Raw genomic sequence first — 17,830 nt, forward strand, 5'->3', positions numbered from 1 at the left:
AAAGTTGGTCATTTAAAATACATTTCTACAAATTGTAAAATTTCCTTTTTCTTCTAATTTTTTAAGCATTAATACTTAGACTAACATTGCAGGTGTGGCGAAGCCGCATCTAAAGCTATTGTGCCAGTTGCGTAAGTCCTGCCACTATCAAAAGGCATTGCTTTCAGGGGAAATTTCCCTTTTGCAAGAAAAGATAGACAAGTTAGTTGATGAATATCCTAATTTGCAAGAATTTACAACCGAACAACTGAGAGGGGAACTGCTAGCTATTGAAGCAGACACCTATGCTGAGTTTGTCCGCACAGGTAGGTTAAATAAAGAACTTTCACCTTTTTTGCAAACAATGGATGACAGAGCAAATAACGAGGAATAAGTTTGTGCGATCGCCAAGAGTCAAATTTAATGATTTTGGAGCTAACTGTGCCATGTCCCAGTTACTTTCATGCGCCTTGACTACTATTTGATTCATATCTCAAAGAATGGGTACTTTATTTACGCCGTGCTGTACTAGTAGTACGAACAATATACTGATTAGCAGGTAAATTAATAGCAATTGGTTCTATTTTTCCCTGAGCAACTAAAGTTTGATAAATTAAAGCTGTAATCTCTCCTCTTGTAGCAGGTTTATTTGGATTTAGAACTTTGGGATTTGGATAATTCACCACTAGATTTTTTTGTGTTGCTGTTGCCACGTCTCCAACGGCGTATTGGGGAATCTTATTGGCATCTGCGTAAGTGTTAGTAATCAGAAATGATGCTGGACGAGATGCTTGCTCAACAGTTGGTACAGCCTGGGCTTTTGGTATTAATAAAGGTTGCATCAAAGTAGTAAATCCTAGTGGCATGAAAATACGTCTTTTTACAGCTTTTCGTGTGGTGTTTTGAGGAACTACTCTCTGTATAGCTGTAGGGACGGTGACTGCTGATGTATTAGTAGTTAGATTCAATCCTTTGTTTAAAGCAACTATAGCCTCAACTTTAGAAACAGGTTGATTAGGACGAAAGTAACCACCAGGATAACCCGACATAAATCCTTGTTGATATGCTTCTTCAATGGGACGAGTAGCCCAATAGTTAGCAGGAATATCTTTATAGACAGCACCACTTTGTATCTGGCGAATTGGTGCTTGGTCAAAAGCTTTACGAATGATTGCTGCAAACTCATCCCGGTCTACTGGCTGTTCTGGTCGAAATGTGCCGTCAGGATATCCAGTTACAATATTTTTTGCAGCCAAACCTTGAATAAATGGCTGCGCCCAGTAATTAGGTTGAACATCACTAAAGGTAGTTGCAGGAGAAGATTGAGCATAGGTATCTAATGCTCCAACTGCAAATACTGTAAGATTTAAAGTTAGTAAAGATACACCAGCTTTTGCTAACTGAGCTAACTGACTCACAATCCATGCCCCCTATTTTTCAATAATTCTTTTTTCTAATACTTCAATAGTTATTAGTAAATAGTGGAGATTTAGTGGAGAAATTTCTACAACAGCTTTAAATACTACTAAAGGCTGATGATACTTGTCACTTTAGATATAGATAGCGCAACAGTCAAAATAACAAAATTTTAACTTTTTAGTAACAGATCATAAGAGAAAAATCTTAGTTTAGGTAATAAAAGTCTCAGATTTAGGTTGCAAAGAAAAATATAGCGGAGTTCTCCACGTTTTCTCCACTATTTAGATTTAGATTAAATCTAAAGGATAAAGTGATAAAACTTTTCTTTATAATCTGCTTTTCTGCCTCAACTATCCGTGATTTTCCTAGACTTCACCAATTGTACGGTTAAAAATCAAGTGTTAATTGAGTATGAGATATATATTTAAAAAAATATTTCTTTGGATAGTAGAGTTACCGCCTTAAAAAACTAGATGGTTAGTGGCAGGAGGGTAAAATGCGTCAACTCATTATCCAAGTACCACGGGGAAATGGAAAAGCTGTTATTGACATCGCCAAATCTCATAATGGTGCTAACCTTTCACGGTTTGAAGGGAATGCAGAAGAATCAATTGATGTGGTGATTGTTCATGTTTCTAATCGAGAAGTTGGAAAAGTCCTAGAAGAATTGCAAGATTTGCCTAAAGTACACATCACGCTCATACCAACAGGTGTGATGGCTTTACAACCCCCTGTAACAGAAGCACCACAACAGGTTGTGGATGTAGAAGAACGCAGTCCGATTGAGATTTTTCTTTCCGGTTTGCAAAGTGTTGGCTCTTGGCAAGGCTTTCTTGGTTATGCTGCACTTGCAGGCTTTGTAGTCTGGATTGGCTTATATACTAATACAGCTTACTTATTAGTGGCGGCAATGCTGATTGCACCGTTTGCAGGCCCGGCGATGAATACAGCGATCGCTACTGCATGGGGCGATCGCAAACTCCTGGGGCGGAATATTTTACGGTATTTTGCAGCTTTATCAGTCACAATTGCCACTACTTGGCTACTTAGCCTAATACTAAGGCAAGAAATGCCCACTACTTTAATGCTAGACAATAGCCAAGTTTCAGCAGTGGCAGTGATTTTACCATTAGCAGCCGGAGCAGCAGGGGCGCTCACCTTGGTGCAGTCAGAACGGAGTAGTTTAGTATCTGGGGCAGCAACAGGAATGTTAGTTGCCGCTTCCTTAGCTCCACCTGCGGGAATTGTCGGTATGGCCAGTGCAGTTGGCAGGTGGGACATGGTGACTTCGGGACTATTCTTACTGTTTTTACAACTATGCGGCATCAACTTTTCAGCAGCCCTCTTATTCCGAATATACGGGCTGTCTCCTCAAGGAACTCGCTATCAGCGTGGTAAAAAACAGGTATTCGGTATTGCTTTGGTGATCACTGTCATCGCATTGGCAGGTTTACTCACTTGGCAGTTCTCCCATTCTCCCAATTTACAACGCTCTAGCCTTGCCCAACGTGCCAACACCCAAGTTCAGAAAACTGTTGAACAAGTTGGTTTAGCAAAATTAGTCGAGTCAAATGTGCGCTTTACACGATCCAATATTGCAGGTCAGGATACCCTGCTATCTGTTGTTTATGTGCAGCGTCAACCGCAAGTTACAGCATCGGCTGAAGAAATTCGCGATCGCCTCACCCAATCAATTCAAACTCAATTATTAAAACAAAATTTTAACGTCACACCTCTAGTTGATGTCAACGTGCTAGAAGCCCCTGCTAGTAAACAATAAGACCATTTATCTAAAACCCGACATTAAATTACGAATTACGAATTACGAATTACGAATTAATACTATGAGTAGTTCAAAGCTTTCAGAAAAACAAGCCCTACAAAAAGAACGTAGCGAAGTCTTGCAACAGTTGGAAGATTGGCTAGAAATTCCTATGCTGGTGCTGGGCTTTGTATGGCTAGCACTATTCATCATCGAGATCATCTGGGGGTTAAATCCTTTACTAGAAGCTTTTAGTATCACTATTTGGATTATTTTTATATTAGATTTTCTCCTGAAACTAGCGATCGCTCCTCATAGACCTTCCTATATTAAAAGCAACTGGCTAACAGCTATTTCTCTATTTCTGCCAGCGTTGCGTACTTTTCGGATTATCCGAGTCATCAAAATATTACGAACAGCACGGGCTATCAGAGGCTTACAACTGTTGCGAGTCATGACTCGTACTAACCGAGGAATGCGGGTTTTAGCTGCAAGTATTAGCCGTCGAGGGTTTGGTTATATTGTGGCATTGACAGTGATAGTGACTTTAATAGGCGCAGCAGGGATGTATGCATTTGAAAACGAAGTTCCTATGGAATCTGGGCTGCACAACTACGGCACTGCTTTATGGTGGACAGCAATGCTCATAACCACGATGGGTTCTGAGTATTGGCCCAAAACGCCTGAAGGACGAGTGCTTTGTTTTTTCTTAGCGTTGTATGCGTTTGCTGTGTTTGGCTATGTTACTGCTACTCTGGCGACGTTCTTTATTGGTCGTGATGCTGATGATGACAAAGCAGAGTTAGCCGGAGCGAAATCAGTTCAAGTGCTTCAGAGTGAAATTGCAGCTTTGCGGCAGGAAATTCAAGAATTATTGCATCATCAGAGTTCAAATCAATAAAAATTCTTCAAAAGTGTTGACCAAATAAATCCAAAATTGAATGAGTGAGGAAATTTGATGAATACAGAAATCTCAGCAGTTTGGGATAAAGTTCAAAGCATGATTAACGGTTTCATTGCTTTGCTACCAAATATTGTTTTGGCGTTAATTGTCTTTATACTATTTTTGTTTGTTGCTAGCAGAATCAAAGCATTTGTTAAGCGATTAACCCGCAACCGTCGTTCTGCCCGGAATCTCGGACTAGTACTAGGAAGGTTAGCGCAGGGGGTGGCAATTTTGATTGGGTTATTTATCGCCCTTTCTATTGTGATTCCAACATTTAAAGCTGGTGATTTGATACAACTATTGGGAATTAGTGGTGTAGCAATTGGTTTTGCCTTCCGCGATATTCTGCAAAACTTCTTAGCTGGGATTTTAATTCTGCTGACTGAACCTTTTCAAATTGATGACCAAATTGTTTTTAAAGGCTTTGAGGGAACTGTAGAAAATATCGAGACGCGCGCGACGACAATTAGAACTTATGACGGTCGGCGGATTGTGATTCCTAACTCGGAATTGTTTACTAATTCTGTAACTGTTAACACTGCCTTTGATAATCGGCGATTAGAGTACGATGTCGGCATTGGCTACGGTGACAACATTGACCTAGCCAAGCAGTTGATGTTAGACGCAATGCACAGTGTAGAGGAAGTTTTAAGAGATCCAGCTCCTGATGTACTGGTAATGGAACTAGCCGAAAGCACTGTCAACATCCGCGTGCGTTGGTGGATTCATCCACCACGAAGGGCAGATGATTTATCTTCACGGGACAAAGTAATTACAGCAATTAAGAAACAGCTTACTGAAAACGGCATTGATTTACCCTTCCCAACACAACAAATTCTGTTTCACGACCAAACCGAAGAAACAGATGGCGATCGCTCCCGTCAGCGTGAAGGGTGGCCCAAAGGTAAAGGTGAAGTACCAAAACCTCGCCGCATCAGTGATTCGCTCAGGCTACTTGCCCAAGTGCGCTCCTCACAAGATAACAACGGTAAAGTAGATTCTCAAAGCAACGAACAATGAAAAATGCCAAGATCAGCAAACTTTGGGATCAGCTCCATTCTAGTTACTGGTTCATCCCCGCAGTGATGGCGGTAGTAGCTACTGCTTTAGCTTTTACAATGCTGACTCTTGACCGTACAGACAAGGTAAACATTGATTATTGGTGGGTTTACACAGGTGGAGCAGATGGAGCGCGATCGCTTTTAGAAGCTATAGCTGTAATTGCTACTTTCACCAACAATTCTAAATATCAAGCAACACTGCAACATCTTAATTTTAATTAATTTCAGAGAACAGATTAATCAAAGAAAGTAAAAAATGCTAGAGCAAAAAGTAAATACAATCAGCAAGTTATTGAACAATAAATCCACAACTCGTCTGCTACTACCTTTTATCGGCATAATGGTAGGATTTTTGAGTAGTTGTTCGAGAGAGTTGTCTAGAGAGATTCGCCCTTCAATTGTTCCTTCTCCTACAGTTAGTCAGCCACAGAATCAAAGCTCGCGTCCTCTAACACCAACTGCTGAGGATAACAATTTTGTAGTTGCAGTTGTCGAAAAAGTAGAACCAGCTGTAGTTCAAATTAATACTTCCCGAACTATTAGAACCCAAGTGCCACAATTGCCAGATACATTTAATGACCCTTTCTTTCGGCGCTTTTTTGGTGAAAATTTACCAACACAACCTCAAGAGCGAGTAGTGCGTGGTCTAGGCTCTGGTTTTGTCATTGACCCTAATGGGAGAATTCTCACCAACGCTCACGTTGTTAACAATGCGGATACGGTGACGGTATCATTTTCTGACGGTCGTACTGTTGAGGGGAAAGTGCTAGGCCAAGATGCGGTGAGTGATGTCGCAGTTGTGCAAATTCCTGGTAAAAACTTACCAGCAGTAGAAATCGCAAATCCTGATTCTATTAAACCAGGACAATGGGCAGTTGCGATCGGTAATCCTTTAGGTTTACAACAAACAGTAACAGTAGGCGTTATTAGTGCAATTAACCGCTCTTTAAATCTTTCTACTAGACCTAGTAGCTATATTCAAACCGATGCTGCAATTAACCCCGGAAATTCAGGCGGGCCACTCTTAAATGCTCGCGGTCAAGTGATAGGAGTTAACACTGCAATTATCCAAGGTGCTGAAGGTATTGGCTTTGCCATTCCCATAAATACAGCCCAACGAATTGCCCAACAATTAATTACTCAAGGCAAAGTTGAATATCCTTACTTAGGGCTTGAGATGCTGACGCTCACACCGGAAGTGAAGCAAAGAGTAAATAATTATCCAAACAATAATGTCCGCATTGTAGCAGACCGAGGAATTCTTATTGTTCGTGTTGTCCCTGGTTCTCCTGCTGCCAGAATCGGACTGCGCTCAGGGGATGTTATTCAACAAATTAATAATCAACCCGTTAACACATCTGAAGATATTCAACAGATACTTGCAAAGAATGGCTTAAATAATAACTTACAAATCCAAGTGCTACGCAACGAACAGAACTTAAAATTTACAGTCAAACCTGAACCATTGCCATCTCCAAATAACATTCGATCTTAAGTTTGTAAGGTGGATCATGCTTACTTTACTTTTCAACTTTTTTCCTTGCTATTTACCACAGTTAATACTTTTTGTTCGTGATGATCTTTTTTATTGTCCTGCCAGTTATTAAGTACATCCTCGACCAAAACTTCTTTTATCCATGTTTGCAAGACAATTACTAATGGGACAGCGAGAAATACACCTAAAAACCCGAAAAAGCTGCCAAAAAAGACCACTGCTACTAAAGTAACTGCTGGCAAAAGAGATGCTTGACTTTTCATCACTAAAGGCACTATAACTAGACTCTCAATCTGCTGAATTCCAAAGTACAAAGCTATAACAGCAGCAATTTTCCAAGGTGCTTCACTTAAAGCTAGCAGTGCAGGCGGAATCACACTCAAGGTTGGCCCAACATTTGGAATAAATTCTAACAATCCTGCCAAAATAGCATTAACTAATGGCAATGGTACTCCTAAAATTAACAGTCCAATATAGCTCAATGTTGCAATGACTAGCATAGTTAGGAGCGTGCCTTTTATCCAGCCAGTCAAAGAGACTGCACACTTATTTAGAATGTCATCAACTCGCCGACGATAAAAGGCAGGAAATAGCAGTATAAATCCCTGTCGATACGGCGAGGGATTGGCTAATAACATGATGCTGAGAGCTACAAAGAGCAGCGAACCTAAAATAATAGAAAGCGAGTTACTGACCAAGTTAAAAAAGTTGTTTATTAACCGATTTAACCAATCTTGTAAACCTTGAGTCAGATACCTAAGCCCCCGAATATTTTCTAAAAATTGGTCAGGAATTACATTTTGTAACCAGTTGTTCCACGATCGCAACCGTTCTAATGCCATAGGCATAATATTACCAAATTGTTGCAACTGGTCAACAAGACGTGGCACAATCAGTGCAAAAAAACCGACCAAAACGGCCAATAAAAGAATAACTGTTATGGTAACTGCAATTCCTCGCTTAATACGAAATCTTTGAAAAAAACTCACCAGTTGATTTAAGACTGTCGCTAAAACTACTGCTGCAAATACCAGCAAAAGGATTTGGCGAATTTGCCACAGAATGTAAAGAGAGACAACAAGAGCCAGAAATCCAATTAATTGTCCGAAGCGCATAATGCACCCCCATTTTTTGCTATCTACAGTGCAAAATCAATACTAAAATTTCTAATTAGCCTGCAAGTCGTCAATTTCTAGTAAGCTTACAATAACTCCAGCAATGGGTATAGAAAGAAATACTCCTAATAAACCAGCTATTTTTGTACCAATTAAAAGAGCAAAAAATACTACTATAGGATTTAAATGGACTGTACTCTGCATTACACGAGGGGCAAGTAAATTATCTTGAATCTGTTGCAAAACTATACAAGCTATTAATACTTTAATAGCAACAATCCAACCACTTTGTATTAAGATAATTAGAGAAACTAAAGTAACTCCTAATGTAGCTCCTATACCAGGAATCAAATCAAAAATTCCCACAGTTATAGCTAGCAGAAACGGGAATGGAACACGAAGAAGTGCGAAAACTAAAAAAGTAGTAATACTAAAAATCAATGAGATTAGCAATTGACCTCGTAAGAAACCGATGAAGTTTTTCTGAATAGCAGTTGCAAAGCGATCGCGTTGATTATGGGGAATCATCTTAAGAATCAGTTGCCAGATTTTTTCTCCATCAGTCAGCATAAAAAAGGCAATTACAATAATAATGATAAATCCGACATAACTTTCTAAGAAATTGGGCAAAAAGCCTAAAATAATGTTCATGCCAGACACAAACCAGTTGCGAATTTGTGTTTCTATTGCCTCTAAATTTATTGGAATATTTCGAGCAGATAATGCACTTTGTAATTGATTAATGGGATTGTTAGCAGAACTAATAATTTGTAATAACAAACCTGCTAATTGTTGTAGTTGTGTAATCAATAGATTACCAACAAATACAAATAGAAGAATGATTGTTAAGAGACTGATGGCTATGACTGTAACCAAGGCAAAACCTCGCCTCAAGAAGCGTTCCAGGTAGCGTACAGGATAGTTAAGAATGAGTGCTAAAATGGTTGCAAAGGTAAATATAAAAACTACATCTTTGAAATACCAAAAAACTTTTACTAATACCCAACCACAAGCAGCAAACAGTAAGAAACGAACTAGTGTATTAGTACTAAATTTACTCCAGAAAGTTTTTTCATTTGGCTGTTGTCGAGGGTTATTCATATATTTGGCTATTTTTATTTACTAAAGCTATATTTATAACTAGTTATGTTCGTTTAAGACGGTTCAATATACGAGTAATTAGTTGTGAGTTGTTAGCAGTTTTGCTTATACAATCATCAGCACCGATCGCAAATATTTGTTCAACAATCTCTGCTGATAAATTATCGACGATAAACAGCACTGGCAGAAATTTCCAGTACGGATCGTTACGTACTATCTGACAAAGTTCAATCCCATTGATATGGGGCATTTCTACACCTAGAATTAGCAAATCTGGAGAAAATTCTGTCAGAGTATTCCAGAAATTTCGTGAGTCTTCAAGAGTTTTTAGATTAAGTCCCAACGGTTCTAGGGATTGTTGTAAAACAGTTAATGTTTGCGGGTCATTGTCTACAACCATTACTCTCGTTTTAGTAATACGAGTTTGTTGTAATATTTGACTGACCGACTGCAAAATTTGCTCAGGAGGCATAGATTTCTGTAAAAAACCACGTCCGCCAGCTCGTGCAACCTCTACGCGATCGCTAAAATTATTTCGCTCTGTAAAAACTAATATAGGTATTGTTGGTAGGCGCTTGACTAATTCTGTTAGTAACTTCAAGCTATCTTTCACACCATCGATATCAAGTAGTATCACATCAGGATTTAAAGATGCGAACGCCCTTCTAGCGGCAAGATTAGTAACAATTTCAACTTGTATTTGCTGAATCGTAGCTGCCTTAACTAATGGTTCAACTACTTGGCGATCGCTGCTAATTACTAATAGCAGATTTTGAGTTTGTTCAACTGGGGTTTTTTCTAACTCTTGTTGTAACTTAATTAAAAGTTTATCTAAATAAAAACATTTAGCTTGGCTAAAAAATTTTTGATTTTGAAATAAATCTTCTATTTCATTAGCCAGTAGTGAACCTTCTGGAAAGCCAAAACTACCCAACGAACCAGCTAACTTGTGAGCTTCTTGCTCTGCTTTTTGCCGCAGTTGAGCGTCAAGCGTACCTTTTCTTAAAGAATTAGCTGCTTGTTTCAAAACTGCAATGCGCGAACCAACCTTAGCCTTGAAATCTTCCCGCTCTTGAGCAATGGCTGTTAGTAGAATTTGCTGCTGCTTTAAATCTATTTCTGACTCAGGTATCGGGCAACTTTGCTCATGATCTAGAGCTTTTAAACGATAACCCATTCCATAAACAGTTTCTATAAAATCGTAGGATGCACCTGCTGCTTTTAGTTTTTGTCGTAAACTTTTGATATGAGATTTAATTGTATTTTCTTCAGGTGGATCTTTTTCAGCACTCCAAAGTTGATCTACAATCGCACTCCGGCTAAAGATGCGCTGGTTGTTGCGTAAAAAAAGGTCTAAAAGGCTAAATTCTTTTGCTGTTAAATTTAGAGCAATGTTTGCATAAGTTACCTCACAAGTACTAGGATCAAGACGCAAGCTTCCCCATTCTAAAACTGGAGGGAAAGAAGTATTTCCCCGACGTAGTAAAGCACGAATGCGAGCTGATAACTCTTGAAAATCAAATGGTTTAACTACATAATCATCTGCTCCGGCATCTAAACCGATAACTTTATCAGTTTTAGTCTCTTTTGCCGTTAAAAGAAGAATCAGCATTTGATAGCCTGACTGGCGTAATTGTCGGCAAAGACTTATACCATCTAGCTTTGGCAGAACAATATCTAACAAAATCAGGTCATAGTTACAGATATTAACCAATTCCCAACCGACTTCACCATCAGCAGCAACATCAACTACATAATTTTCTTTGGTAAGATATCTTGCTACAGCTTGAGCAAGCAAATCATCGTCTTCAACCAACAGAATTCTCATGAAAATGTTTGCTTGTAGAAGCAACCCTGAGTGCTGTAATCAAATTTCTATAACTATTTAGGTTATGCCCTTTTCAGCTTTATATGACATCTGTCAAAGGCAAGGTTTAGGCAACAGATTCGCTCTGTCTAAGCTTTCTTGACAAAACCCCGTGTTTGAGGCTTTTACAAACCAGGACAGTAGAAAACCCAGCGTAATGTAGCATTAACAGAGCGATACTGATACAGACTAGAGTGAGAACATGATGAACTTGTGATGATTGAGCAGTTATTCGCCTCAAGAGTTAAGTAAACCCAATTAATTACACAATGTCATTGCGATCGCTTGCAATGACAGTAAATATTTTTGTTCATCTAGTTATGAATATTTACGGTATGATTACGCTGGATGTCGTTTGACTAACAGCCGCACCAGTGATACATCATCGATTTTGTTGAAGTGCGATCGCGTCTCAGTCAGCAATTCAAAAAAAACATCTGTCGCAATCATTTTTCAAATGGGTATTACAGTCTTTTTTACAACCCAGTAAAGTTGTAACCTACTCCAATCATCAGTCCTACATCCGTTTCATCTAAAAATGCCGCATTTACTCCTGCTGTTGCCGTGAGTTTAGTATTCAAAGGAACATCTACGCCACCAGACAAAAGCAAGCCAACGTCTGGATCATCACTAGTTTCAATCGCTACACCAGCCCCAACGTATGGTGCTACAGTGAATGTATCTTCAAAAGCATCTGCTGTCCGAAAGTTAAAGTCATAGGTGAGAGGAACCAGAACAACAGGGTCGTCCTCAATCGCCACAGATGGACGTACAGATAAGGTGCGCGTCAGCCCAATTTTGCTGATCACCATAAAGCTACTTTCACCTATAGCTGAATCACCACCTAAACCAATGTTGCCAGCAACTCCAATATAGCTGGAGCCACCACGGGTAGTTCGACCTGGATCAACATCTACTTGCGCCACCTCAGCAGAAGTTTTAGAAGCAGGTTGTGTTGGCAGGGGAACTAAATCGGCTGCTGTTGTTGAAATTTTACCGGGATTCGGTACAGTTTGTGCTTGAGCAGATAATCCACTTCCAAGCATTGTGATTGTGGAGGAAACAAATAACGCAGAAAATCGCTGTAACCATGTACTATTCATTTTTCCAATTTCCAAATAATTTTGCATGAAGGAATCAGTCATCGAAAAGCAATCTAATATGCAACCAAATTACTGTTACTTTTCTAACTGATTCAAGCTAAACTCAGGCAACTTCATTAACTGCATGGATAACACCATTTATCGCCTGAATTACACTTTTGAAGTTATCTTGGAAAAGTGGAAAACTTGTGGATATGAGCAATATTTGCAAAATTGCTCAGAGTTTACCAGACATTTTACCCAAACTGGCAACAACCGCAATTAACTCAGCGGCTCTAACGTGTCAATCTCCACATTTTCTATTACCTCTGGTTATGCCATAGGTTTATTAAATTTCTACCCTAGTTTTCCACTTTCAAGTTTTACCATTAAAAACTAATCTTAAGAGGATGGTAGCTATAAATAATACCCCGAATTATATTGGAAGAATTAAAGCACTAAATTAAGGAATAATAATTTAAAACAGGAAGATAATAAAAATGACCTCTAAGCAAATCTTAGTTATTGATGATGAAGATGACATCCGTCAATTGATTCAAACTTGTTTAGAAATAATGGGCGGCTGGAAGGTGTTAACTGCCACTTCAGGAAATCAAGGATTACTTTTAGCTCAGTCATCTCAACCCGATGCCATACTTTTGGATGTAATGATGCCTGATATGGATGGTTTGACAACTTTTAAAAAACTACAGGCTAATCAAACAACTAAACATATACCTGTAATTTTGCTTACAGCTAGAGGACGCACTAATAACGAACATCTCTTCAGTAATCTAGGTGTAAAAGGCATAATTAGTAAACCATTTAATCCTCAGAAACTAGCTGTTCAAGTAGCAGAAGCCTTGAGCTAAAGTATATTATAAAATCTGGTGTTTCCAGTTTAGCTATTCCTAAAATTGAATACCATAGCATTCCTAAATTATTTGTGGAAATTTAGATGCCAGAGATAGGATTTATGTAGTATCTCTACTTTAGGGTAGATTTGCTTTAAAAAAGGTCTATCTATAGTTTTGGTAGTCTCTTTCTTAAGTCGTAGTTTTCCCCGAAAATACATATCCTCCACTAGTTTTCCACTTTTACTCTCTAATTTAGAACTAAATAAATATTAGTTTTGAATTTCAAATAAATTCTTTCCAGGAAAACAACTTATATTTCAAATAATAAACACATTAGTTGGTGAGTTTTATTATATAGATAAAATCAAGCTCTAATTTCCTATATTTACTTAAAATATCTACTTAGGGGGTATATATGATAAATAATTTAGAATCACTTTCATATCCACCAAGCAAACAAAAATTTGCTGCTACATTGCGTTTAGTAAGTCGAATTAGTTTTTGGGTACAGTTAGTACTTGGTGGGATTTCTGGCATTGCTGTATTGTTAGCGTACTTTAGCCGTAACATTACTACTCAGACAAGCAATGCAGGTATAGGGTTTGGGATATTTTTGGCTATTGTTGGTATTTTATTGCTGTGCTTTCGAGTCTATTGGGCTTTACGTTATCGAAAAATGGCTAAACTTTTACAAACATCAAATTCTCAAAACCATCCCAAAAAGGAAGACGTAATTAAAAATTTACAAATTGGATTACTCGTGAGTTTGGTAGGGTTATTAATAGCTTTTATTGCTTCTGAAGTTACGGTTTCAATCATTTTGGGTAAAGCAGTAGCACAACCTCAAGGTGTCGCAATTTATCAGCCAGAAAATGTAATTCGTTCACTAGACATTTTTGTAATGTTAGCAAACGTCAATATGATTGGCGCTCACTTTTTTGGGGGAGTTACTTCTCTGGGTCTACTCTATTGGTTAGAAGAGTAATAGGCACAGTATTAATTTGATTTTGTCCGCTATTACTATGGAAGTACTAATCTATCTCCAAAGTAGTATTTGCCAAATGTATTAGAATTATGCTCGACTTTTTCACTATTGAGATTTAACTTCAAAATACAGTCTGTTTTCATGTCTCCTCTTTTAGTTGAGCGGCTCAACTTTACCTAAAGTACATAATCAAAAATTTGGATTATTTCAAATAAATTAAAGGATATCTAAGCTAAGAGCATTTTCTTATCTTTCACTAAATATATAACTTTTGGAATTTTGAGACAACAAACAAAGATAAAATTATCAGGAGGTATTTATGTACAAATTCAATTATTTTCATCCTTTACGCCAACAGCAGGTATAGTCGATGTGAAATTGAAAAAGTTCAATAATATTATGTTCAGTCGAAAAAACATCACTAGGACTGATGTCAAAACGTAGAGAATTGGGGCTAATAATTCATCGTCTGAACTTAATATTAGTCAGCCCAAATGGAGATTTTGAAATGATCAACTTTATTCCAACTAAATGGAGTTATAAAGTAACTATTGCTCTAGCAATATCTACAATACTGCTTGGAAGTTGTACCAACAACTTAGATCAACAGGCTGGAGTACCAGAGACTAATGTTACTACAGAGGAAGTCGCAGACAATACAAAGGAACTAATCGGTAAAACTGTAACAGTTAGAAGTACACCCGTCAGAAAATTAGGGCCGTCAACTTTCACAATCGCCGATAAGCAATTTTTTGGTACTGAACCGATTTTAGTTGTGAATGCTTCAGGTAAAGTTTTTACTCTGCCTACCGATCCAAATACACCAATTCAAGCGACAGGTCCAGTTCGTCAATTTGTGGTTGCAGATATTAATCGTGATTACAATTTGGGCTTAGATCCAAACTTGTATAAAGAGTATGAAACTCAACCGGCAATTATTGCTCAATCAATTGCACTTGCTCCTAAACCGGGTGAAATTACCACAAACCCCAACTTATATTATGGTAAGAACTTGGCGGTAACAGGCGAAGTAGAAGACATTAGAAACGCGAATTCTTTCACTCTAGATGAAGACAAGTTGTTTGGCGGACAAGACTTGTTAGTTATACGTCCCAAGACTCCGAAAGCAACTGTCAACGAAGGTGAGAAAGTCGCTGTCACAGGTGTGTTGCGTCCGTTTGTTGTCGCTGAACTAGAACGAGAATATGACCTCAAATGGGATTTGACTTTACAAAAGCAGCTAGAAGCAGAATACAAAAATAAACCTGTGTTAGTTGCGAATGAAGTTTACCCCTCAGCAATTCCGCAATAAATAATGTATTCTACAGCATTGCTGATCGAGAAAGCTTTTCATGGGAGGCTATGTCTATGTCACTACTGGATTGTTAAAAGCCGCAGATAATGAAGCTCAATTAGCTAGTGTGATCGCTCACGAAATTGGTCATATTGCTAGCCGACATGCAATCGAGCAGATGCGAGAAACAGCGATCGCTCGTGGTGTTGCGACTGCGGCTGGATTAGAACGTAGTACCGCAGTTCAGATTGGCGTGGATTTAGCGTTGCAGCGTCCTAATAGCCGAGAGGATGAATTTGAAGCCGATCGAAAAGGACTGAGAACTTTAGGACGTGCTGGTTATGCTGAGTCTGCCATGATTGCTTTTATGCAAAAGTTACTCCAAAAGCGATCGCTACCGACATTTTTGAGTACCCACCCCGCACATGGACTGCTAACGACAAGCTGCTTCGCATCTACGAATTACTGCTTTAAAAGATGAAATTAATTCTCAAAAAAACTATGGAGGAGGCGGTTTAAATAACGCTGCGTATGAGGCGAAAATTCAACCTTTAAGTTAATCATTAGTAAATTTTCAAAATGTTTCACAGGAGAAAAAACATGGCTTTGTACAAACTTGATGAATACAACCCCAACTACACTAATGAAATTTTCGATGGTAATGACATTAAGAATTTTGATGTTTATGCCGATGATGACAGAGTTGGTTCTGTTGCCAACATATTAGTTGATGAAAATGAAGGTCGTTTCCGTTATTTCATCATTGATACCGGCTTTTGGATTTTCGGGAAAAATGTCTTGCTTCCAGTCGGTTTAGCTCATCTAGACTATGAAAATAAACATCTGTTCGTTCCTAAACTGACCAAAGAACAAGTCAAAAATCTACCTGAATTTAGTGAAGATTTAGCAATCGATAATGATTACGAAGAGCGAGTCAGAGGTGTTTATCGTCCATTAATAGCAACGCCAGGTGTATTTGGCGCTCCTGCTACTTATAATTACGCAATGGAACCCTACTTTTACGAACAGGATGACCCAAGATTCAAAACCTATGAAGAACGGTTTATGTTTATGAGAAACCGTAGCAAGACAGAAATACTTTAAAGAAGGGCAGAAAGCAGTACCTATTAAGTAAAGTTTTAGAGACTTTAAACCTTTATTTGATATACTGATTGGTTTTTTGGCAGAAAGCAGTACCTATTAAGTAAAGTTTTAGAGACTGCTTTCTGCTTTGCCCGTTTGCCTAGCGTTCTATAGAGAAGGGCTAAAAAATATCTAGGCGCGGTTTGTTCAATTCTAGTATTTTTAGAAAATATGCCTGCGATTGTAGCTCAATCTATCGAAGTATTGCGGTCAAGGTAAATTCAAAATCACTACTTCAAGTAGTGTTGATGTAAGTGAGATAGTCAACAATGAATCATCAAAGCGATATCTACGACGGGCTACACCTACGCAATTTATCAACACATAATAGTAACAAACAACAGTCACAAAACACTGTAAACATCCCAGATTCACCCCAAGGTTGGGATAATTTGAAATGGCTCGGCCCGAGTTTTTTGTGGATGCTTTCAGCTGCGGGTTCGGGTGAATTGTTATTTACACCAAGAATTGCTGCACTCTACGGTTACGCTTTGTTATGGGCGCTACTTGCTGCTGTAATCCTGAAGTGGTTTATTAACGGTGAGGTGGGTCGCTTTTCAGTTTGCACTGGTGCAACCATCCTAGAAGGCTTCAAACAACTTCCTGGCCCCAAAAACTGGGCAATCTGGCTGATTTTGCTACCGCAGATAGTAGTAGCAATTTCTACCGTTGCTGGACTTGCAGGAGCCGCCGCTACAGCAATAATTTTGGTGAGTGGAGGAAGTGTGCAACTGTGGACAGTAATTATTATTGTTGTGACAGCTGCGATCGTGCTTTTAGGTCAATACAACGTAGTAGAAAAGATTTCTTCTTATGTGGGAATTGCCCGTACAGTAGCTGTAGTAGCTGCGGCTATTTTCGTCTTTCCTGATGTTCGCCAACTAGCAGCCGGACTAGTTCCGCAAATTCCACAAAATGTTAAGTATCAAGAAATACTACCTTGGCTGGGCTTCATGTTAGCAGGAGCAGCCGGATTGATGTGGTATTCCTACTGGGTAGAAGCTAGAGGATACGGTGCTGCTAGCGTTAAAGGACAAGAGAGCATAGACCCCAAGCAACTCAACCCACAGGAAAGAAAAAAGCTACGCGGTTGGCTAAATCTCATGACTATATCCAACACCTTAGCAGTGGTTGGCGCACTTTTGGCGGCATTATCTTTTTTGATTCTCGGTGGTGAGTTGCTGCGTCCACAAGGACTTGTACCAAAAGAAAATCAGGTAGCAGAAACTTTGGGTAGTCTGCTAGGTGACCTTTGGGGGCCGTTTGGCTTTTGGTTTATGGTGGCGATTGTTTTTATTACTTTCTGTAGCACCGTACTGTCAGTAGAAGATGGTTTTGGGCGAATGTTTGCCGATGGTACACAAATTATTCTGCAAGGATTTGGCGTGCAAGGACGCTGGACTAACGAGAAGTTCTTGCAGCGTGTCTATATTGTAGTGTTACTCGTAGCTTTACCCATCGCCATTTACTTGTTCGTCGGTGAACCAGTCGCCTTGCTACAAACCGCAGGCGGAATTGAAGCGGCTCACATCCCTATCGTCACTGGACTGACTCTTTACTTAAATCATCGAATGTTACCGAAACAGGACTTACGCAACTGGCACAATAGCTTTAGATGCGGCTTCGCCACACCTGCAATGTTAGTCTAAGTATTAATGCTTAAAAAATTAGAAGAAAAAGGAAATTTTACAATTTGTAGAAATGTATTTTAAATGACCAACTTT

15 protein-coding genes and 2 pseudogenes are annotated in these 17,830 nt (G+C 38.9%); 12 read left to right on the forward strand and 5 right to left on the reverse strand.

The features are described from left to right. Positions 1-145 precede the first annotated feature (145 nt). Positions 146-373: pseudogene (locus tag ACE1AT_RS18035) on the forward strand (sodium:proton antiporter); the annotation flags it as partial. A gap of 115 nt (positions 374-488) precedes the next feature. On the opposite strand, the gene ACE1AT_RS18040 reads toward ACE1AT_RS18035, so the two are convergent. Further along, positions 489-1,397, reverse strand: coding sequence for an S-layer homology domain-containing protein (locus ACE1AT_RS18040; RefSeq protein ID WP_374870745.1), 909 nt, complete (start codon positions 1,395-1,397; stop codon positions 489-491). Between the two features lie 497 nt (positions 1,398-1,894). Between ACE1AT_RS18040 and ACE1AT_RS18045 the strand changes: the two genes are divergently transcribed. From ACE1AT_RS18045 to ACE1AT_RS18065, 5 genes and pseudogenes are all read left to right on the forward strand, one after another. Beyond that, positions 1,895-3,178 carry a DUF389 domain-containing protein gene (locus tag ACE1AT_RS18045; RefSeq protein ID WP_374870747.1) on the forward strand — a complete coding sequence of 428 codons (1,284 nt, stop codon included), beginning with the start codon at positions 1,895-1,897 and terminating at the stop codon, positions 3,176-3,178. Between the two features lie 64 nt (positions 3,179-3,242). Continuing rightward, positions 3,243-4,061 (forward strand): ion transporter, encoded by an 819-nt coding sequence (locus ACE1AT_RS18050; protein WP_374870749.1) that lies wholly within the window; start codon positions 3,243-3,245, stop codon positions 4,059-4,061. A gap of 57 nt (positions 4,062-4,118) precedes the next feature. Continuing rightward, positions 4,119-5,126: a mechanosensitive ion channel family protein gene (locus tag ACE1AT_RS18055; RefSeq protein WP_374870751.1), complete on the forward strand. Its 1,008-nt coding sequence runs from the start codon at positions 4,119-4,121 to the stop codon at positions 5,124-5,126. Then, a pseudogene (locus tag ACE1AT_RS18060) lies at positions 5,123-5,323 on the forward strand (DUF2254 family protein); the annotation flags it as partial. The gene ACE1AT_RS18055 and the pseudogene ACE1AT_RS18060, both read left to right, overlap by 4 nt. Before the next feature lie 100 nt (positions 5,324-5,423). Next, a complete protein-coding gene (locus ACE1AT_RS18065; RefSeq protein WP_374870753.1) occupies positions 5,424-6,662 on the forward strand; it encodes an HhoA/HhoB/HtrA family serine endopeptidase in 1,239 nt (412 codons plus the stop codon). 32 nt (positions 6,663-6,694) lie between these two features. On the opposite strand, the gene ACE1AT_RS18070 is transcribed toward ACE1AT_RS18065, so the two are convergent. The 4 genes from ACE1AT_RS18070 to ACE1AT_RS18085 all read right to left on the reverse strand — a co-directional run bounded on the left by ACE1AT_RS18070 (position 6,695) and on the right by ACE1AT_RS18085 (position 11,848). After that, positions 6,695-7,777: an AI-2E family transporter gene (locus tag ACE1AT_RS18070; protein ID WP_374870755.1), complete on the reverse strand. Its 1,083-nt coding sequence runs from the start codon at positions 7,775-7,777 to the stop codon at positions 6,695-6,697. A 51-nt stretch (positions 7,778-7,828) separates the two neighbouring features. After that, complete coding sequence (locus ACE1AT_RS18075) at positions 7,829-8,878, reverse strand: AI-2E family transporter (RefSeq protein ID WP_374870757.1); 1,050 nt, start codon at positions 8,876-8,878, stop codon at positions 7,829-7,831. 43 nt (positions 8,879-8,921) lie between these two features. After that, on the reverse strand, positions 8,922-10,706 hold the full coding sequence (locus ACE1AT_RS18080) for a response regulator (protein ID WP_374870759.1): 1,785 nt from the start codon (positions 10,704-10,706) through the stop codon (positions 8,922-8,924). A 515-nt stretch (positions 10,707-11,221) separates the two neighbouring features. Next, a complete protein-coding gene (locus tag ACE1AT_RS18085) occupies positions 11,222-11,848 on the reverse strand; it encodes a hypothetical protein (protein WP_374870761.1) in 627 nt (208 codons plus the stop codon). A gap of 479 nt (positions 11,849-12,327) precedes the next feature. Between ACE1AT_RS18085 and ACE1AT_RS18090 the strand changes: the two genes are divergently transcribed. The 6 genes from ACE1AT_RS18090 to ACE1AT_RS18115 all read left to right on the forward strand — a co-directional run bounded on the left by ACE1AT_RS18090 (position 12,328) and on the right by ACE1AT_RS18115 (position 17,755). Beyond that, entirely contained in the window at positions 12,328-12,699 is a 372-nt protein-coding gene (locus tag ACE1AT_RS18090; protein WP_374870763.1) for a response regulator, read from the forward strand. Between the two features lie 400 nt (positions 12,700-13,099). Then, a complete protein-coding gene (locus ACE1AT_RS18095) occupies positions 13,100-13,669 on the forward strand; it encodes a DUF3611 family protein (protein ID WP_374870765.1) in 570 nt (189 codons plus the stop codon). Between the two features lie 508 nt (positions 13,670-14,177). Continuing rightward, positions 14,178-14,981, forward strand: coding sequence for a hypothetical protein (locus ACE1AT_RS18100; protein WP_374870773.1), 804 nt, complete (start codon positions 14,178-14,180; stop codon positions 14,979-14,981). 40 nt (positions 14,982-15,021) lie between these two features. After that, complete coding sequence (locus ACE1AT_RS18105; RefSeq protein ID WP_374870767.1) at positions 15,022-15,444, forward strand: M48 family metalloprotease; 423 nt, start codon at positions 15,022-15,024, stop codon at positions 15,442-15,444. A 98-nt stretch (positions 15,445-15,542) separates the two neighbouring features. Continuing rightward, a complete protein-coding gene (locus ACE1AT_RS18110; RefSeq protein WP_374870769.1) occupies positions 15,543-16,067 on the forward strand; it encodes a PRC-barrel domain-containing protein in 525 nt (174 codons plus the stop codon). A gap of 308 nt (positions 16,068-16,375) precedes the next feature. Next, entirely contained in the window at positions 16,376-17,755 is a 1,380-nt protein-coding gene (locus ACE1AT_RS18115; protein WP_374870771.1) for an Nramp family divalent metal transporter, read from the forward strand. The last annotated feature ends 75 nt before the right edge of the window (positions 17,756-17,830 follow it).

The organism is Pelatocladus sp. BLCC-F211 (genome assembly GCF_041928655.1).
Classification (GTDB): domain Bacteria; phylum Cyanobacteriota; class Cyanobacteriia; order Cyanobacteriales; family Nostocaceae; genus Pelatocladus.